The following is a 16,708-nucleotide window of genomic DNA, read 5'->3' on the forward strand; positions in this document are numbered from 1 at the left end:
GGTACCGCGGGAGACTTTCTCGTCCCTTTTTGGGATGAGAAAGTCTCTTTTTTATTCCGTTTTTTAAGTATTTCTTATATACATGTAAGGAGGAATTGAGCATGGAGTACAAAAATACATTACTGATGCCGAAAACAGAGTTCCCAATGCGTGGGAACTTACCAAAACGTGAGCCTGCAATGCAAGAAAAATGGGCTGAAATGAATATTTACGAAAAAGTACAAGAACATACAAAAGGTCGTCCTTTATTTGTATTGCATGATGGACCTCCATATGCGAATGGTGACATTCATATGGGACATGCATTAAATAAAGTATTAAAAGACTTTATTGTTCGTTATAAATCAATGACTGGTTTTAGTGCGCCATATGTTCCAGGATGGGATACGCACGGTTTACCAATTGAACAAGCTTTAACAAATAAAGGTGTAAAGCGTAAAGAAATGACAGTTGCTGAGTTCCGTAAGTTATGTGCAGAGTATGCATATGAACAAGTAGAACGTCAACGTGAACAATTTAAGCGTCTAGGTGTACGTGCAGATTGGGATAATCCATATATTACTTTAGAGCCCGCTTATGAAGCACAACAAATTAAAGTGTTTGGTGACATGGCGAAAAAAGGTTATATCTATAAAGGTCAAAAACCAGTTTACTGGTCTCCAACGAGTGAATCTGCTTTAGCAGAAGCTGAAATTGAATATCAAGATAAAAAATCAGCATCTATTTACGTAGCATTCCCTGTAAAAGATGGAAAGAACGTATTAGAAGGTGATGAAAAGTACATCATTTGGACAACAACACCTTGGACATTACCTGCAAACTTAGGTATTTCTGTTCACCCAGAGCTTGAATATAGCATTGTAAAAGTAAATGATGAGAAATATATCATTGCTTCTGAGCTGTTTGAGACAGTTGCAAAAACGTTAGAGTGGGAAAATGCTGAAGTTGTGAAAACAGTAAAAGGTAGCGAACTGGAGTACACAGTTGCAAAACATCCATTCTACGATCGTGATTCATTAGTAATGCTAGGAGATCACGTAACAACAGATGCAGGTACAGGTTGTGTTCATACAGCACCAGGACACGGGGAAGATGACTTCGTTGTTGGTAAAAAGTATGGATTAGAAGTACTTTGCCCAGTTGATGATAAAGGTGTATTAACAAATGAAGCACCTGGATTTGAAGGCTTATTCTATGATAAAGCTAACAAGCCAATTACAGAAAAATTAGAAGAAGTAGGCGCGTTACTGAAACTAACATTCATTACGCATTCATACCCACATGATTGGAGAACGAAAAAACCAATTATTTTCCGTGCGACAGCACAGTGGTTTGCATCTATTGAAGCATTCCGTAAAGAATTAATAGAAGCTGTAGCGGAAACAAAATGGGTACCAGCATGGGGAGAAACTCGTCTTCATAATATGGTTCGTGACCGTGGTGACTGGTGTATTTCTCGTCAGCGTGCATGGGGTGTGCCAATTCCGGTATTCTATGCTGAGAATGGCGATCCAATTATTACAGATGAAACAATTAACCATGTAGCAGATTTATTCCGTGAACACGGTTCTAACGTATGGTTTGAGCGTGAAGCGAAAGATCTATTACCAGAAGGATTTACACATCCAGGTAGCCCAAATGGCGAATTCCGTAAAGAAACAGACATCATGGATGTATGGTTCGATTCAGGTTCTTCTCACCAAGCTGTATTAGAAGAGCGCGAAGATTTACAGCGTCCAGCTGATTTATATTTAGAAGGATCTGACCAGTATCGTGGTTGGTTTAACTCTTCATTATCAACAGCAGTTGCTGTAACAGGTAAAGCTCCATATAAAGGCGTACTAAGCCACGGTTTCGTACTAGATGGTGAAGGACGTAAAATGAGTAAGTCGATTGGAAACATCGTCGTACCGAAGAAAATCATGGATCAATTAGGCGGAGACATCTTACGCTTATGGGTATCTTCTGTTGACTATCAATCTGACGTACGTATTTCAGATGATATTTTAAAACAAGTAGCAGAAGTGTATCGTAAAATCCGTAACACATTCCGTTTCTTATTAGGAAACTTAGACGACTTTAAGCCAAGTGAAAATGCAGTAGCTGTAGCTGAGCTTCGTGAAGTAGATCGTTACATGTTAGTGAAATTAAATGACTTAATTACAAAAGTTAAAGAAGCATATGAGACATACGATTTCGCTGCTGTGTATCATGCAATTCATAACTTCTGTACAATTGATTTAAGTTCATTCTACTTAGATTTTGCAAAAGATATTTTATACATTGAAGGTGCAAACCACGAAGATCGTCGTGCAATTCAAACTGTATTATATGATGTTCTTGTTGCGTTAACGAAACTTGTAACACCAATCTTACCGCATACAGCTGATGAAGTATGGCCATACATTCCAGGCGTAACAGAAGAAAGTGTACAATTAACTGATATGCCAGAAGCTGTACAATTAGATGACGCGGAAGCATTAAAAACAAAATGGGATGCATTTATGACATTACGTGATGACGTGTTAAAAGCACTAGAAGTAGCTCGTAATGAAAAAGTAATCGGTAAGTCATTAAATGCAAGCATTACGCTATATCCAACTGCAGAAATGAAAGCTATGTTAGAGTCTATTAGCGAAGACTTAAAGCAATTATTCATCGTTTCTGAGTATAAACTTGGTGGTATGATGGAAGAAGCGCCAGCAGATGCACCGAAGTATGAACATACAGCGGTTGTTGTTGCTCAAGCAACTGGTGAAACATGTGAACGTTGTTGGGTAGTTTCAGAAACAATTGGTAAAGATGCTGAACATGAAACATTATGTGAGCGTTGTGCAACAGTTGTGAAAGAAAACTATGTAAAATAATAAAAAACTGACTGCTATTTATGCAGTCAGTTTTTTATTTTGATGATATATCAAAATAACTTTCAGGCTCTTTCCTGTGAAGGAAAAATGTGTGTGAGGTAAGCAAATAAATTTCGGACACACTAACTGTACATTACAGCTAGGAGGAATGTACACGTGAATGAAATCTACATGGAAATAAAAGAAGAATTGCAATTGATGAGAAAAGAGTTGCAAGAGAGACTAGCTAAAGAAGTAATGCACAAATATGATGTCGAGTTCAGCCAAGAGCTTGGATATGAAATTAAGGAAGAGATAAAGAAAAAATTGCTATTACATGATATAAAAGAGGATTTAAAGGATGTAGAACGTGCATTATTTAAAATGGAAATAGACATGTACGGTATTTGTGAAGAGACCGGGAGATTAATTTCGACAAAGCAAATGAAAACAATGCCGACTGCCCGAACAATTCATGAATTTTTCTATGAAAAGGTAAATGTATGAATACGCACAACGATATTATATTACCTTTTTTTAATTTATTTTATTCTTCTATAAAGGTTCATTGTGAAAAGGTAGCAGCTATGCTAAAATTTTGAGGTACACTGTCTTTGTGGGGGAAATGAAAATGATATATTATGTAATAGCGTTATTTGTCATTGCTATCGATCAAATATCGAAGTGGTTAATTGTAAAGAACATGGAATTGGGTACGAGTATTCCAATTATCGACAATGTATTATACATAACATCACATCGAAATAGAGGCGCTGCCTGGGGTATTTTAGAAAATAAAATGTGGTTCTTCTACATTATTACAGTTGTTTTTGTAGTGTTTATCGTATTTTATATGAAAAAGTATGCGAAAACAGATAAGCTTCTAGGTATTTCGTTAGGCCTAATTTTAGGCGGGGCAATTGGTAACTTTATTGATCGTGTATTTAGACAAGAAGTAGTGGATTTCATTCACGTGTATATTTTCTCGTACAACTATCCAGTATTCAATATAGCTGATTCAGCGTTATGTATTGGTGTTGTATTAATTATTATTCAAACATTATTAGAAGGCAAGAAAGCGAAGGAGTAATTGAATGAGTGAAGTAGTACAAGTAACAGTTGTAGAAGAGCAAAAAAATGAGCGAATTGATAAATTCGTTGCAGGAATAAATAACGAATGGTCACGTTCACAAGTACAGCAATGGATTAAAGATGATGTTGTGACAGTAAACGGGAAAGCAGTAAAAGTGAATTATAAAGTAAAAGAAGAAGATGAAATTACAGTAACGATTCCTGATCCAGAAGCGTTAGATATTCAACCAGAAGATATGAATTTAGAAATTTATTATGAAGATGCAGATGTGCTTGTTGTAAATAAACCACGTGGTATGGTTGTACATCCAGCGCCAGGACATACAAGTGGTACGCTTGTAAACGGCCTTATGCACCATTGTACAGATTTATCAGGTATCAACGGTGTAATGCGTCCAGGTATTGTGCATCGTATTGATAAAGATACATCTGGATTATTAATGGTTGCTAAGAATGATATGGCGCATGAATCACTTGTAAATCAACTTGTAGCAAAAACAGTAACAAGACGTTACAAAGCAATTGTGCACGGTGTTATCCCGCATGATAAGGGGACTATCGATGCACCAATTGGTCGTGATAAGAAAGAGCGTCAAAGTATGACAGTTGATGAAAATGGTAAAAACGCTGTTACTCACTTCCAAGTGTTAGAACGCTTTAAAGACTTTACACTTGTAGAATGTCGCTTAGAAACGGGACGTACGCACCAAATTCGTGTTCATATGAAATATATTGGCTATCCACTTGCAGGAGATCCGAAGTATGGTCCCAAGAAAACGTTAGATATGAATGGACAAGCACTTCATGCAGGTATTTTAGGCTTTGATCATCCTCGTACTGGTGAATATATTCAGTTTGAGGCACCGATTCCAGAAGTATTTGAAGAAGCATTAAATATTTTACGGAAATAGTATTGACAAATCACAAGAAAACTGAGATACTGACAACAGTTAAATAATGATCCTTTAACACAGCCCCGTGAGGTTGAGAAGGTAACGGTTTGAAATACTTAGGGTATGTTGTACCCTTTTTTCAAAAGTCCTCTCGCACACGCTGAGAGGACTTTTTTTATACCATTACTCTCACGCAAGAAAAAAAGCTTGGAGGTGTAGAGCATGCAAGAGAAAGCTGTCGTTTTAGATGACCAAATGATTCGCCGTGCTTTAACACGAATTAGTCATGAAATCGTGGAACGAAATAAAGGTGTCGATAATTGTGTTCTTGTCGGAATTAAAACTCGTGGAATTTTTATTGCACAACGTTTGGCAGAACGAATTGGTCAAATTGAAGGAAAAGAAATGGAAGTTGGAGAGTTAGACATTACGTTATATCGTGATGATTTAACACTGCAATCCAAAAATAAAGAACCACTTGTAAAAGGTTCTGATATCCCTGTAGATATTACGAAGAAAAAAGTTATCCTTGTGGATGACGTGTTATATACAGGAAGAACAGTTCGAGCAGCAATGGATGCTCTTATGGATTTAGGTAGACCATCTCAAATCCAACTGGCGGTTCTTGTTGATAGAGGTCATCGTGAACTACCAATTCGCGCTGATTATGTAGGAAAGAACATCCCAACATCAAGTGAAGAGCGTATCGAAGTTGATTTGCAAGAGACAGATCAACAAGATCGAGTAAGCATATACGATAAGTAAAGCCCTTTTAAATGTAGTCCTGTGAGGCTGCCAAAGGGTCTTGGCTTTCATATGTCAAATTTGGCATACGAAAGTGTAGGACTCTTTGTGCACAGGCACAAAGAGTTTTTTTATTGCAAAGATTTAAACTGAAGGAGGATGTAACAATGGAACAAAAGCCAGTGTTAGACGTTAATGAAGTACCGAAACCGGGAAAATGGTTATTTTTGAGTATACAACATTTGTTCGCGATGTTTGGATCAACAGTGCTTGTTCCGTTTTTAACAGGATTGAATCCATCAGTAGCATTAATATCAAGTGGATTAGGAACGTTAGCGTTTCTTCTTATAACGAAAGGTCAAGTACCTGCCTATCTAGGATCATCATTCGCCTTTATCGCACCGATTATAACAGCGAAAACGGCAGGTGGACCGGGAGCAGCAATGCTTGGTGGTTTGCTAGCAGGGCTTGTGTACATCTTAATCTCACTCGGAATTAAGAAATCAGGATCAGAGTGGATTATGAAATTACTTCCGCCAATCGTAGTTGGACCGGTAGTAATGGTAATCGGTTTAGCGTTAGCACATACAGCAGTTAATATGGCGATGAACGGTGCGGATGGCAAATATAGCTTTATACACTTTTCAGTAGCATTAGTAACATTAGCAATTACAATTATATGCTCGATATTCGGAAGAGGATTTTTCAGTATCATACCAGTGTTACTTGGCATTATCGGCGGATATATCTTCGCTTACTTCCAAGGGCTAGTAGACTTAAAGCCGGTAGCTGAGGCAAAATGGTTTGTTGTACCAGATTTCACAGTACCATTTGTCACATACACACCAGAGTTTTCATGGAAGATTGTACTCTTGATGGTACCAGTTGCACTAGTAACAATATCAGAACATATCGGACATCAAATTGTACTTGGAAATGTTATTAAAAGAGATTTAATTGAAAAACCAGGTTTACACCGTTCGATCTTCGGTGACGGAGTAGCAACATTAATCGCATCACTAATCGGCGGGCCACCGAATACAACGTATGGTGAAAACATCGGTGTGCTAGCAATTACGAGAGCATACAGTGTATACTTATTCATCGGTTCAGCAGTATTCGCAATCATGTTCGGATTTATCGGTAAGATTTCTGCGCTGATTCATTCGATCCCAACACCAGTTATGGGTGGGGTATCAATCTTACTATTCGGTGTAATTGCATCAAGCGGATTACGCATGATGGTAGATGATAAAACAGATTTAAGTGACAAACGAAACTTAATGATTGCATCAGTAATACTAGTAATCGGTATTGGTGGAGCGGTACTTCACGTAGGAGAATCGTTCCAAGTAGAAGGAATGGCACTAGCAGCAATTGTAGGTGTACTGTTAAATCTACTACTACCGGAAACGAAACAAATAAAACAACCTAAGCAGATTGCTTCATAATAATAACCTTTTAATTCAGTCCTGTGAGACAGAAAAGGGTGGCTTCTTCCTTGCACCCTAGTCTTACATGACTAGGGTATTTTTATACAAATGTTGTTATAAAAATACAAAAGTGGTAACATAAAAATCAGAAAGATGAGGGATGACGATGAGCCATTTGTTAACGATGAGTGAATTATCGGAAGTAGAAATTTCAGAAATCCTAAAAGACGCAGAAGATTTCGCGAATGGAAAAGAGAGCAAAACGACAGAGCAAACTTTTGTTGCGAACTTGTTCTTTGAGAATAGTACGAGAACGAGATTTAGCTTTGAAGTTGCTGAGAAGAGATTAGGACTAGATGTTTTAAACTTTTCAGCGGATGCATCTAGCGTACAAAAAGGAGAAACTCTATACGATACGATAAGAACACTAGAATCAATCGGAACAAAAGCGGTGATCGTCCGCCATGAGCAAGATCGCTACTTCGATGAACTAAAAGATCAGGTAAATATCCCAATCTTAAACGCTGGAGATGGATGTGGAAACCACCCAACGCAGTGCCTACTCGATCTTCTTACAATTAAACAAGAGTTTGGAAGATTTGAAGGATTAAAGATTGCGATAGTAGGAGATGTTCGTCATAGCCGAGTAGCACGTTCTAATGCAGAAGCATTAACGAAACTGGGTGCAACAATTTACTTTGCAAGTCCAGAAGAGTGGAAAGATGAAGACAGCACATTTGGAACATACAAACCATTGGATGAACTTGTTCCAGAAGTGGATGTAATGATGTTACTTCGTGTACAACATGAGCGTCATGATCATTATGAAACAGACATTATGAAAGAGTATCATGAGAGACACGGATTAACAGTGGAAAGAGAAAAGCGTATGAAAGAAGGAAGCATTATTATGCATCCAGCTCCTGTAAACCGTGATGTTGAAGTTGCAAGTGAACTTGTTGAGTGTGAGCGTTCACGCATATTTAAACAAATGGAAAATGGAGTTTACGTAAGAATGGCTGTACTAAAACGCGCCTTACCAAATGTATTAGGAGGAATGAAACATGAATTACTTGTTTAAAAATGGTCGTTATATGAATGAAGAAGGAAAAATCGTAGCAACAGATCTTCTCGTACAAGACGGTAAAATCGCTAAGGTAGCAGAAAATATTACGGCAGATAATGCTGAAGTAATCGAAGTGAACGGAAATTTAATCGCACCTGGATTAGTAGATGTACACGTACATCTTCGTGAACCAGGTGGTGAACATAAAGAAACAATTGAAACAGGTACACTAGCAGCGGCAAAAGGTGGATTCACTACAATTTGCTCAATGCCAAATACACGCCCAGTACCAGATTGCAGAGAACATATGGAAGACCTGCAAAAACGTATTAAAGAAAAAGCGCATGTCAACGTACTACCATACGGAGCAATTACAGTACGTCAAGCTGGTTCTGAAATGACAGATTTCGAAACATTAAAAGAACTTGGAGCATTTGCTTTCACAGATGACGGCGTAGGCGTACAAGATGCTAGCATGATGTTAGCGGCTATGAAACGTGCAGCGAAATTAAATATGGCAGTAGTTGCGCACTGTGAAGAGAATACGCTTATTAATAAAGGTTGTGTACATGAAGGGAAGTTTTCTGAGAAACACGGATTAAACGGTATCCCATCAGTATGTGAATCTGTACATATTGCAAGGGATATACTGCTTGCTGAAGCAGCAGATTGTCACTATCACGTATGTCACGTAAGTACAAAAGGTTCTGTACGTGTAATCCGTGATGCGAAACGAGCTGGAATTAAAGTAACAGCAGAAGTAACACCACATCACCTAGTGTTATGTGAAGATGATATCCCATCAGTTGATCCTAACTTTAAAATGAACCCACCGCTTCGTGGAAAAGAAGACCATGCAGCATTAATTGAAGGATTACTAGATGGAACGATCGATATGATCGCAACTGACCATGCACCGCATACAGCGGAAGAGAAAGCACAAGGAATTGAAAGAGCGCCATTCGGAATTACTGGTTTTGAAACAGCATTCCCACTTCTATACACAAACCTTGTGAAAAAAGGAATTATTACATTAGAGCAGTTAATTCAATTCTTAACAGAAAAGCCAGCTGATACATTCGGCTTAGAAGCAGGTCGCCTGAAAGAAGGTAGAACAGCTGATATTACAATCATTGATTTAGAACAAGAAGAAGAGATTGACCCAACAACATTCTTATCAAAAGGAAAAAATACACCATTCGCAGGTTGGAAATGCCAAGGATGGCCGGTAATGACAATCGTTGGTGGTAAGATCGCATGGCAAAAGGAGAGTGCATTAGTATGAAAAGACAACTTATCTTAGAAGATGGAACAGTATTAATTGGAAAAGGTTTCGGAGGCGAAATTGAAAAGTCAGGTGAGGTTGTATTTACAACAGGAATGACTGGATATCAAGAAACATTATCTGATCCATCATATTGCGGTCAAATCGTAACATTCACGTACCCATTAATCGGAAACTACGGCATTAACCGTGACGATTTTGAATCGATTCACCCATCTGTAAATGGCTTAATCGTAAACGAAATTTGTGATCACCCATCAAACTTCCGTAATGAAATTTCGTTAAATGATTACTTAAAAGAAAGAAATATCCCAGGGTTAGCAGGAATTGATACAAGAAAATTAACGAGAAAAATTCGTCAATACGGTACATTACGTGGACGTCTATGTAACATGGATGCAGATGTAGAATACATCGTGAGCCAATTAAAAGCGACAGTATTTACAGATCACGTGAAACGCGTATCAACGAAAGATCCATACCCAAGCCCAGGCCGTGGACACCGAGTTGTACTTGTAGACTTCGGAATGAAACATGGTATTTTACGAGAATTAAACAAACGTGACTGTGATGTAATTGTAGTACCTTACAATACAACAGCAGAAGAAATTTTACGCCTTAGCCCAGATGGAATTATGTTAAGTAACGGACCTGGAGATCCGAAAGATGTACCAGAAGCAATTGAAATGTTAAAAGACATTATCGGTAAAGTTCCTTTATTCGGAATTTGCTTAGGACATCAACTATTCGCTCTAGCATCTGGTGCGAATACAAGTAAGTTAAAATTCGGTCACCGTGGTTTAAACCATCCAGTAAAACATCTTGCAACTGGAAAAGTAGCAATTACATCTCAAAATCATGGTTACGCAGTAGAAGAAGAATCAGTTAAAAATACAGAACTTGAAATTACACATGTCGCTTTAAATGATGGAACAGTAGAAGGTCTTCGTCATACGAAGTTCCCAGCATTTACAGTGCAATACCATCCAGAAGCTTCAGCAGGACCAGAAGATGCAAATGATTTATTCGAAGATTTCTTAGAAATGATTGAAAACTTCAAGAAAGAAGGGGAAGAGTTATGCCAAAACGCCTAGACATTAACACAATTTTAGTAATCGGATCAGGACCAATTGTAATTGGGCAAGCAGCAGAGTTTGACTACTCTGGTACACAAGCTTGTCAATCTCTTAGAGAAGAAGGTTACAAAGTAATCCTTGTTAACTCTAACCCAGCAACAATTATGACAGATACTGCAACAGCAGATAAAGTATATATAGAACCATTAACACTAGAATTCGTAAGCCGTATCATTCGTAAAGAACGTCCAGATGCAATCTTACCAACATTAGGTGGTCAAACAGGTTTAAACATGGCTGTTGAACTTGCGAAATCAGGCATACTTGAAGAGTGTGGAGTTGAAATTTTAGGAACGAAATTATCAGCAATTGAGCAAGCGGAGGATCGTGATTTATTCCGTACATTAATGCAGGAATTAAATGAACCAATTCCATCTAGTACCATCATTCATACGCTAGAAGAAGCACATGAATTTGTAAAAGAAATTGGATATCCAGTTATTGTTCGCCCAGCATTTACAATGGGGGGAACAGGTGGCGGAATCTGTAGTAATGAAGAAGAACTAATTGAAATCGTATCAGGTGGATTAAAACATAGTCCAGTAACACAATGTTTATTAGAAAAGAGCATTGCTGGTTGTAAGGAAATTGAATATGAAGTAATGCGTGATTCAAATGATAACGCGATTGTAGTATGTAATATGGAAAATATCGATCCAGTTGGAGTTCACACAGGTGATTCTATCGTAGTAGCACCGAGCCAAACATTAAGTGACCGTGAATATCAAATGTTACGAAACACTTCATTACGAATTATTCGTGCATTAGGAATTGAAGGTGGATGTAACGTTCAGCTTGCACTTGATCCACATAGCTTCCAATACTATGTAATCGAAGTAAACCCGCGTGTAAGTCGTTCATCTGCACTAGCATCTAAAGCAACTGGATATCCAATTGCGAAGCTAGCGGCAAAAATTGCAGTCGGTCTAACATTAGATGAAATTATAAACCCAGTAACGCAAAAAACATACGCTTGCTTCGAGCCAGCATTAGACTATGTCGTTTCAAAAATTCCGCGCTGGCCATTTGATAAGTTTGAATCAGCAAACAGAACACTGGGTACACAAATGAAGGCAACTGGTGAAGTTATGTCAATCGGACGTAACTTAGAGCAATCATTATTAAAAGCGGTTCGTTCTTTAGAACTTGGCGTTTATCACTTAGAGTTAGAGCATTTAAAAGAACTTGATAAAGAAACAATGAAAAAACGCATTATAAAAGCTGATGATGAGCGACTGTTTATTGTAGCAGAAGCAATTCGTCAAGGTGTAACGAAAGAAGAAATCAACGAATGGTGTGAAATGGACTTCTTCTTCTTACAAAAAGTTGAAAACATCGTAAATATGGAACGTGAAGTAAAAGCGAATGTAGGAAATATGGAAGTACTACAAACTGCGAAAGAAATGGGCTTCAGCGATCACTACGTTGCAGCAGCTTGGAATAAAACAGAGCGTGAAATTTACGATATGCGTAAAGAAAGCAATATAACTCCTGTTTATAAAATGGTAGATACTTGTGCGGCAGAGTTTGAATCTGCAACACCATACTACTACAGCACATATGGTGACGAGAATGAATCGGTTAGAACAGATCGTAAGAGTGTAGTAGTTCTAGGATCTGGTCCAATCCGTATCGGTCAAGGTGTTGAGTTTGACTACGCAACTGTTCACTCTGTATGGGCAATTAAAGAAGCTGGATATGAGGCAATCATTGTTAATAACAATCCAGAAACAGTTTCAACAGACTTCAGTATTTCTGACAAATTATATTTTGAACCATTAACAATCGAAGATGTAATGCACATTATCGATTTAGAAAAGCCAGAAGGTGTTATCGTTCAGTTCGGTGGACAAACGGCAATTAATTTAGCGGCGAAATTAGAAGAACACGGTGTGAAAATTTTAGGAACATCACTTGAAGATTTAGACCGCGCAGAAGATCGTGATAAGTTTGAAGCAGCTCTAACACAGCTTGGTATCCCGCAACCAGTTGGTAAAACAGCAACAACTGTAGAACAAGCAGTAGCAATCGCTGAAGAAATTGGATATCCAGTATTAGTAAGACCGTCTTACGTACTAGGTGGACGTGCGATGGAAATCGTATATCGTCAAGAAGAATTACTGCACTACATGAAAAATGCAGTTAAAGTTCATGCAGAGCATCCGGTATTAATTGACCGTTACATGGTTGGTAAAGAAATTGAAGTAGATGCAATTTCAGACGGTGAGAATGTATTCATTCCAGGTATTATGGAACATATTGAACGCGCTGGAGTTCACTCTGGTGACTCAATTGGAGTATACCCACCACAAAGCTTATCTGAAAAACTAAAAGAACAAATCATTGAACATACAATTGCACTTGGAAAAGGTTTAAACATTGTTGGATTACTAAATATCCAGTTCGTAGTATTCAAAGATCAAGTGTACGTAATTGAAGTAAACCCACGTGCGAGTCGTACAGTACCGTTCTTAAGTAAAATTACGGGCGTACCGATGGCGAATGTTGCAACGAAAGTTATTTTAGGTCAAGACTTAGTAGAGCAAGGATACGGAACTGGTTATCACCCAGAAGAGAAAGAAGTATATGTAAAAGCGCCGGTATTCTCGTTTGCGAAACTACGCTCAGTTGATACAACATTAGGACCTGAAATGAAGTCAACAGGGGAAGTAATGGGTAAAGACTTAACGCTTGAAAAAGCATTATATAAAGGATTAGTTGCTTCTGGAATTAACATCCCAACGCACGGATCAGTAATCATCACAGTAGCGGATAAAGATAAAGAAGAGGCAATGGAAATTGCAAAACGTTTCCACGAAATCGGTTATAACTTATTAGCAACAGCTGGAACAGCACAATCGTTAGCAGAGCAAAATATTCCAGTGCAAGTGGTAAACAAAATTGATTCTGAAGACTATAACTTACTTGATATTATCCGTCAAGGAAAAGCACAGTTTGTAATCAATACATTAACAAAAGGCAAACAACCAGCGCGTGATGGTTTCCGCATTCGCCGTGAATCAGTAGAAAATGGTGTGGCTTGCTTAACATCACTTGATACAACGAGAGCAATCTTACGAGTATTGGAATCTATGACATTCTCAGCTCATTCAATGAAAGAAATTACGCAAACAAAGCGTCACGAGGTGGTACATGCATGATGCAAAAGCAAAATATGATTGTCGTTAACCAAAAAGAAATCGCAAAAAACATTTACGAATTAGTGCTTCAAGGAACGTTAGTACAGCAAATGAACGAACCAGGGCAGTTTGTACACATTAAGGTAGCAGAGGGCATTGCGCCCCTTCTGCGCCGCCCAATTAGTATTTGTAATGTAGATCAAGAGAAGAACGAATTTACAATGCTATATCGTGCCGAAGGACAAGGGACAAAAACATTAGCAACTAGAAAACAAGGTGAAATGATAGATGTACTAGGACCATTAGGACACGGTTTTCCTGTAGAAGAAGCAGAAGCTGGTCAAACAGCTTTACTAGTAGGCGGGGGAATTGGTGTACCACCACTTTATGAATTATCACAGCGCCTCGTTGCAAAGGGTGTACGCGTGATTCACATCTTAGGTTTTCAAACGAAAGATGTTGTTTTCTATGAAGAAAAATTTGCAGAACTTGGTGATACGTACGTTGCGACAGTAGACGGTACACACGGTACAAAAGGATTTGTCACAGATGTAATTGATAATTACGGAATCGACTTTGACATTCTTTATTCATGTGGCCCGTTAGCGATGCTTCGTGCATTAGAAGGACGTTACAAAGAGAAAAAAGCATATATTTCATTAGAAGAGCGTATGGGCTGTGGTATTGGAGCTTGTTTCGCATGTGTATGCCACTTACAAGAAGATCCAAGTGGACATTCTTACAAGAAGGTGTGTAGCGACGGACCAGTATTTCCAATCGGGGAGGTTGTACTATGAACAGATTGCAAGTTGAATTACCAGGATTATCATTAAAAAATCCAATTATACCGGCATCTGGATGCTTTGGATTTGGTCGTGAATATGCACAGTTTTACGATTTAAGTGTACTAGGATCAATCATGATTAAAGCGACGACAGAACAACCACGTTATGGAAATCCAACGCCTCGTGTTGCTGAAACACCAGGCGGCATGTTAAATGCAATCGGACTTCAAAACCCGGGATTAGACAAAGTAATGAATTCGGAATTACCATGGTTAGAACAATTTGACCTTCCAATTATTGCGAACGTTGCAGGCTCACAGGCTGAGGATTACGTAGCGGTTGCGAAGGAAATTTCTAAAGCGCCTAATGTCCATGCACTAGAATTAAATATTTCTTGTCCAAACGTAAAAACAGGTGGTATCGCCTTTGGTACAAATCCTGAAATTGCTGCTGATTTAACGAAGCGAGTAAAAGAGGTTTCTGAAGTACCTGTATACGTGAAATTGTCACCGAACGTGGCAAACATAGTGGAAATTGCAAAAGCGATTGAAAATGCAGGTGCAGATGGTTTAACGATGATTAATACATTGCTTGGTATGCGTCTAGATTTAAAAACAGCTAAACCAATTTTAGCAAACCGTACAGGCGGATTATCAGGTCCTGCGATTAAGCCAGTAGCAATTCGCATGGTACATGAAGTAAGCCAAGCGGTTAACATTCCAATTATCGGAATGGGCGGTATTGAAACAGCGGAAGATGTAATTGAATTCTTCTACGCTGGCGCAAGCGCAGTTGCAGTAGGTACAGCGAACTTTATCGATCCGTTCGTATGTCCGACAATTATTGAAGAGTTACCAGCATTACTAGATGAATTAGGATTTGATCATATTTCGGAATGTCAAGGAAGGAGCTGGAAGCAAACATGTCACAGTCGTTAATCGTTGCACTAGATTTTCCAGGGAAACAAGAAGTAGAACAATTCTTACACCACTTTGAAGGGGAAGAGTTATTTGTCAAAGTAGGTATGGAGTTATTTTACAAAGAAGGCCCTGCAATTATTACGTACTTAAAAGAAAAAGGACATAAGATTTTCCTAGATTTAAAACTTCATGATATTCCGAATACAGTAAAAAGCGCTATGCGTAGCCTAGCTAGTCTAGATGTTGATATGGTAAATGTTCATGCTGCTGGGGGAAGTAGCATGATGAAAGCTGCGATTGAGGGATTAGAGGAAGGTAAGCAAGAAGGAAAAGAGAGACCGATTTGTATTGCAGTTACACAACTAACAAGCACTTCGGAAGCTATGATGAAAAAAGAGATTGGCATTGAGAAAACGTTAGAAGAAGCGGTTGCTCATTATGCAAAATTAATGAAAGACAGTGGACTTGATGGCGTTGTTTGTTCAACACTTGAAGTTCCAAAATTACGTGAAGTATGCGGAAATGAATTTGTAACAGTAACACCGGGGATTCGTCTTGCAAGTGATGATGTTAATGACCAAGTGCGCGTAGCAACACCGAAACGTGCGAGGGAACTTGGCTCAAGCTACATTGTAGTTGGACGCAGTATTACGAAAGCAGAAAATCCGCTTGAAGCGTATAAAACAGTAAAACAACAGTGGGAAGGTGTAACAGTATGAAAAAAGAAATCGCATCGCATTTATTAGAAATTGGAGCAGTATTTTTACAACCGAATGATCCATTCACTTGGTCTTCAGGTATGAAATCACCAATTTATTGTGATAACCGTTTAACTTTATCTTATCCAAAAGTACGTCAAGCGATTGCAGCTGGATTAGAAGAGTTAATTAAAGAGCACTTCCCAACTGTAGAAGTTATTGCAGGAACAGCAACTGCTGGTATTGCGCACGCTGCATGGGTAAGCGATCGTATGGATTTACCAATGTGCTACGTACGTAGTAAAGCAAAAGGTCACGGTAAAGGGAACCAAATTGAAGGAAAAGCTGAAAAAGGTCAAAAAGTAGTAGTAGTAGAAGACTTAATTTCAACTGGTGGTAGTGCAATTACGTGTGTAGAAGCACTTCGCGAAGCTGGCTGTGAAGTATTAGGAATCGTATCAATCTTCACATATGAGCTAGAGTCAGGAAAAGAAAAATTAGAAGCAGCTAACGTAGCATCATATTCTTTAAGTGATTACAGTGCATTAACTGAAGTTGCAGCAGAAAAAGGTATGATCGGACAAGCTGAAACGAAAAAATTACAAGAGTGGCGTAAAAATCCAGCTGACGAAGCTTGGATCACAGCGTAACATAAAAAAGACGACTGCGG

General features: G+C 38.5%; 14 protein-coding genes and 1 other annotated feature (1 of these 15 only partly in view). All 14 genes read left to right on the forward strand.

Going from position 1 to position 16,708, the window contains the following annotated elements:
* Nucleotides 1-30: a binding site (T-box leader), on the forward strand; it begins 193 nt to the left of the window's first position.
* Nucleotides 31-101: 71 nt separating this feature from the next.
* Nucleotides 102-2,867 carry an isoleucine--tRNA ligase gene (gene ileS2 / locus MR160_RS00350; protein WP_000455953.1) on the forward strand — a complete coding sequence of 922 codons (2,766 nt, stop codon included), beginning with the start codon at nt 102-104 and terminating at the stop codon, nt 2,865-2,867.
* Between the two features lie 156 nt (nt 2,868-3,023).
* Nucleotides 3,024-3,353, forward strand: a complete 330-nt coding sequence (locus MR160_RS00355) for a TraR/DksA C4-type zinc finger protein (protein WP_001002956.1) — start codon at nt 3,024-3,026, stop codon at nt 3,351-3,353.
* Between the two features lie 124 nt (nt 3,354-3,477).
* Nucleotides 3,478-3,936, forward strand: coding sequence for a lipoprotein signal peptidase LspA (gene lspA, locus MR160_RS00360; protein WP_000642180.1), 459 nt, complete (start codon nt 3,478-3,480; stop codon nt 3,934-3,936).
* A gap of 4 nt (nt 3,937-3,940) precedes the next feature.
* Nucleotides 3,941-4,849 carry an RluA family pseudouridine synthase gene (locus MR160_RS00365; RefSeq protein ID WP_000005854.1) on the forward strand — a complete coding sequence of 303 codons (909 nt, stop codon included), beginning with the start codon at nt 3,941-3,943 and terminating at the stop codon, nt 4,847-4,849.
* A gap of 204 nt (nt 4,850-5,053) precedes the next feature.
* A complete protein-coding gene (gene pyrR, locus MR160_RS00370) occupies nt 5,054-5,596 on the forward strand; it encodes a bifunctional pyrimidine operon transcriptional regulator/uracil phosphoribosyltransferase (protein WP_001156491.1) in 543 nt (180 codons plus the stop codon).
* A gap of 146 nt (nt 5,597-5,742) precedes the next feature.
* A complete protein-coding gene (uraA, locus tag MR160_RS00375; RefSeq protein ID WP_000435925.1) occupies nt 5,743-7,026 on the forward strand; it encodes a uracil permease in 1,284 nt (427 codons plus the stop codon).
* Between the two features lie 148 nt (nt 7,027-7,174).
* Complete coding sequence (gene pyrB, locus MR160_RS00380) at nt 7,175-8,089, forward strand: aspartate carbamoyltransferase (RefSeq protein ID WP_000018846.1); 915 nt, start codon at nt 7,175-7,177, stop codon at nt 8,087-8,089.
* Entirely contained in the window at nt 8,073-9,359 is a 1,287-nt protein-coding gene (pyrC, locus tag MR160_RS00385; RefSeq protein WP_001108387.1) for a dihydroorotase, read from the forward strand. The genes pyrB and pyrC overlap by 17 nt, the downstream gene beginning before the upstream one ends.
* Complete coding sequence (locus MR160_RS00390) at nt 9,356-10,453, forward strand: carbamoyl phosphate synthase small subunit (RefSeq protein ID WP_000828669.1); 1,098 nt, start codon at nt 9,356-9,358, stop codon at nt 10,451-10,453. The genes pyrC and MR160_RS00390 overlap by 4 nt, the downstream gene beginning before the upstream one ends.
* On the forward strand, nt 10,438-13,656 hold the full coding sequence (gene carB / locus MR160_RS00395) for a carbamoyl-phosphate synthase large subunit (RefSeq protein WP_001126139.1): 3,219 nt from the start codon (nt 10,438-10,440) through the stop codon (nt 13,654-13,656). Before MR160_RS00390 ends, carB begins: the two co-directional genes overlap by 16 nt.
* Nucleotides 13,653-14,432: a dihydroorotate oxidase B electron transfer subunit gene (gene pyrK, locus MR160_RS00400; protein ID WP_000983354.1), complete on the forward strand. Its 780-nt coding sequence runs from the start codon at nt 13,653-13,655 to the stop codon at nt 14,430-14,432. The genes carB and pyrK overlap by 4 nt, the downstream gene beginning before the upstream one ends.
* The gene (pyrD, locus tag MR160_RS00405) at nt 14,429-15,358 is read left to right on the forward strand and encodes a dihydroorotate oxidase B catalytic subunit (protein ID WP_001081049.1); all 930 of its coding nucleotides are present in this window, start codon (nt 14,429-14,431) and stop codon (nt 15,356-15,358) included. Before pyrK ends, pyrD begins: the two co-directional genes overlap by 4 nt.
* The gene (gene pyrF, locus MR160_RS00410; protein ID WP_242297024.1) at nt 15,343-16,059 is read left to right on the forward strand and encodes an orotidine-5'-phosphate decarboxylase; all 717 of its coding nucleotides are present in this window, start codon (nt 15,343-15,345) and stop codon (nt 16,057-16,059) included. The genes pyrD and pyrF overlap by 16 nt, the downstream gene beginning before the upstream one ends.
* Nucleotides 16,056-16,688 (forward strand): orotate phosphoribosyltransferase, encoded by a 633-nt coding sequence (gene pyrE / locus MR160_RS00415; RefSeq protein ID WP_000711454.1) that lies wholly within the window; start codon nt 16,056-16,058, stop codon nt 16,686-16,688. Before pyrF ends, pyrE begins: the two co-directional genes overlap by 4 nt.
* Nucleotides 16,689-16,708 lie beyond the last annotated feature (20 nt).

The sequence above is a fragment of the Bacillus cereus group sp. BfR-BA-01382 genome (assembly GCF_022663475.1).
Classification (GTDB): domain Bacteria; phylum Bacillota; class Bacilli; order Bacillales; family Bacillaceae_G; genus Bacillus_A; species Bacillus_A thuringiensis_S.

Excerpts from the sequence above, each read along its gene's own strand:
- ileS2 (WP_000455953.1), top strand. The coding sequence starts at position 102 with ATGGAGTACAAAAATACATTACTGATGCCGAAAACAGAGTTCCCAATG.
- lspA (WP_000642180.1), top strand. The coding sequence starts at position 3,478 with ATGATATATTATGTAATAGCGTTATTTGTCATTGCTATCGATCAAATA.
- MR160_RS00365 (WP_000005854.1), top strand. The coding sequence starts at position 3,941 with ATGAGTGAAGTAGTACAAGTAACAGTTGTAGAAGAGCAAAAAAATGAG.
- pyrR (WP_001156491.1), top strand. The coding sequence starts at position 5,054 with ATGCAAGAGAAAGCTGTCGTTTTAGATGACCAAATGATTCGCCGTGCT.
- uraA (WP_000435925.1), top strand. The coding sequence starts at position 5,743 with ATGGAACAAAAGCCAGTGTTAGACGTTAATGAAGTACCGAAACCGGGA.
- pyrB (WP_000018846.1), top strand. The coding sequence starts at position 7,175 with ATGAGCCATTTGTTAACGATGAGTGAATTATCGGAAGTAGAAATTTCA.
- pyrC (WP_001108387.1), top strand. The coding sequence starts at position 8,073 with ATGAATTACTTGTTTAAAAATGGTCGTTATATGAATGAAGAAGGAAAA.
- MR160_RS00390 (WP_000828669.1), top strand. The coding sequence starts at position 9,356 with ATGAAAAGACAACTTATCTTAGAAGATGGAACAGTATTAATTGGAAAA.
- carB (WP_001126139.1), top strand. The coding sequence starts at position 10,438 with ATGCCAAAACGCCTAGACATTAACACAATTTTAGTAATCGGATCAGGA.
- pyrK (WP_000983354.1), top strand. The coding sequence starts at position 13,653 with ATGATGCAAAAGCAAAATATGATTGTCGTTAACCAAAAAGAAATCGCA.
- pyrD (WP_001081049.1), top strand. The coding sequence starts at position 14,429 with ATGAACAGATTGCAAGTTGAATTACCAGGATTATCATTAAAAAATCCA.
- pyrF (WP_242297024.1), top strand. The coding sequence starts at position 15,343 with ATGTCACAGTCGTTAATCGTTGCACTAGATTTTCCAGGGAAACAAGAA.
- pyrE (WP_000711454.1), top strand. The coding sequence starts at position 16,056 with ATGAAAAAAGAAATCGCATCGCATTTATTAGAAATTGGAGCAGTATTT.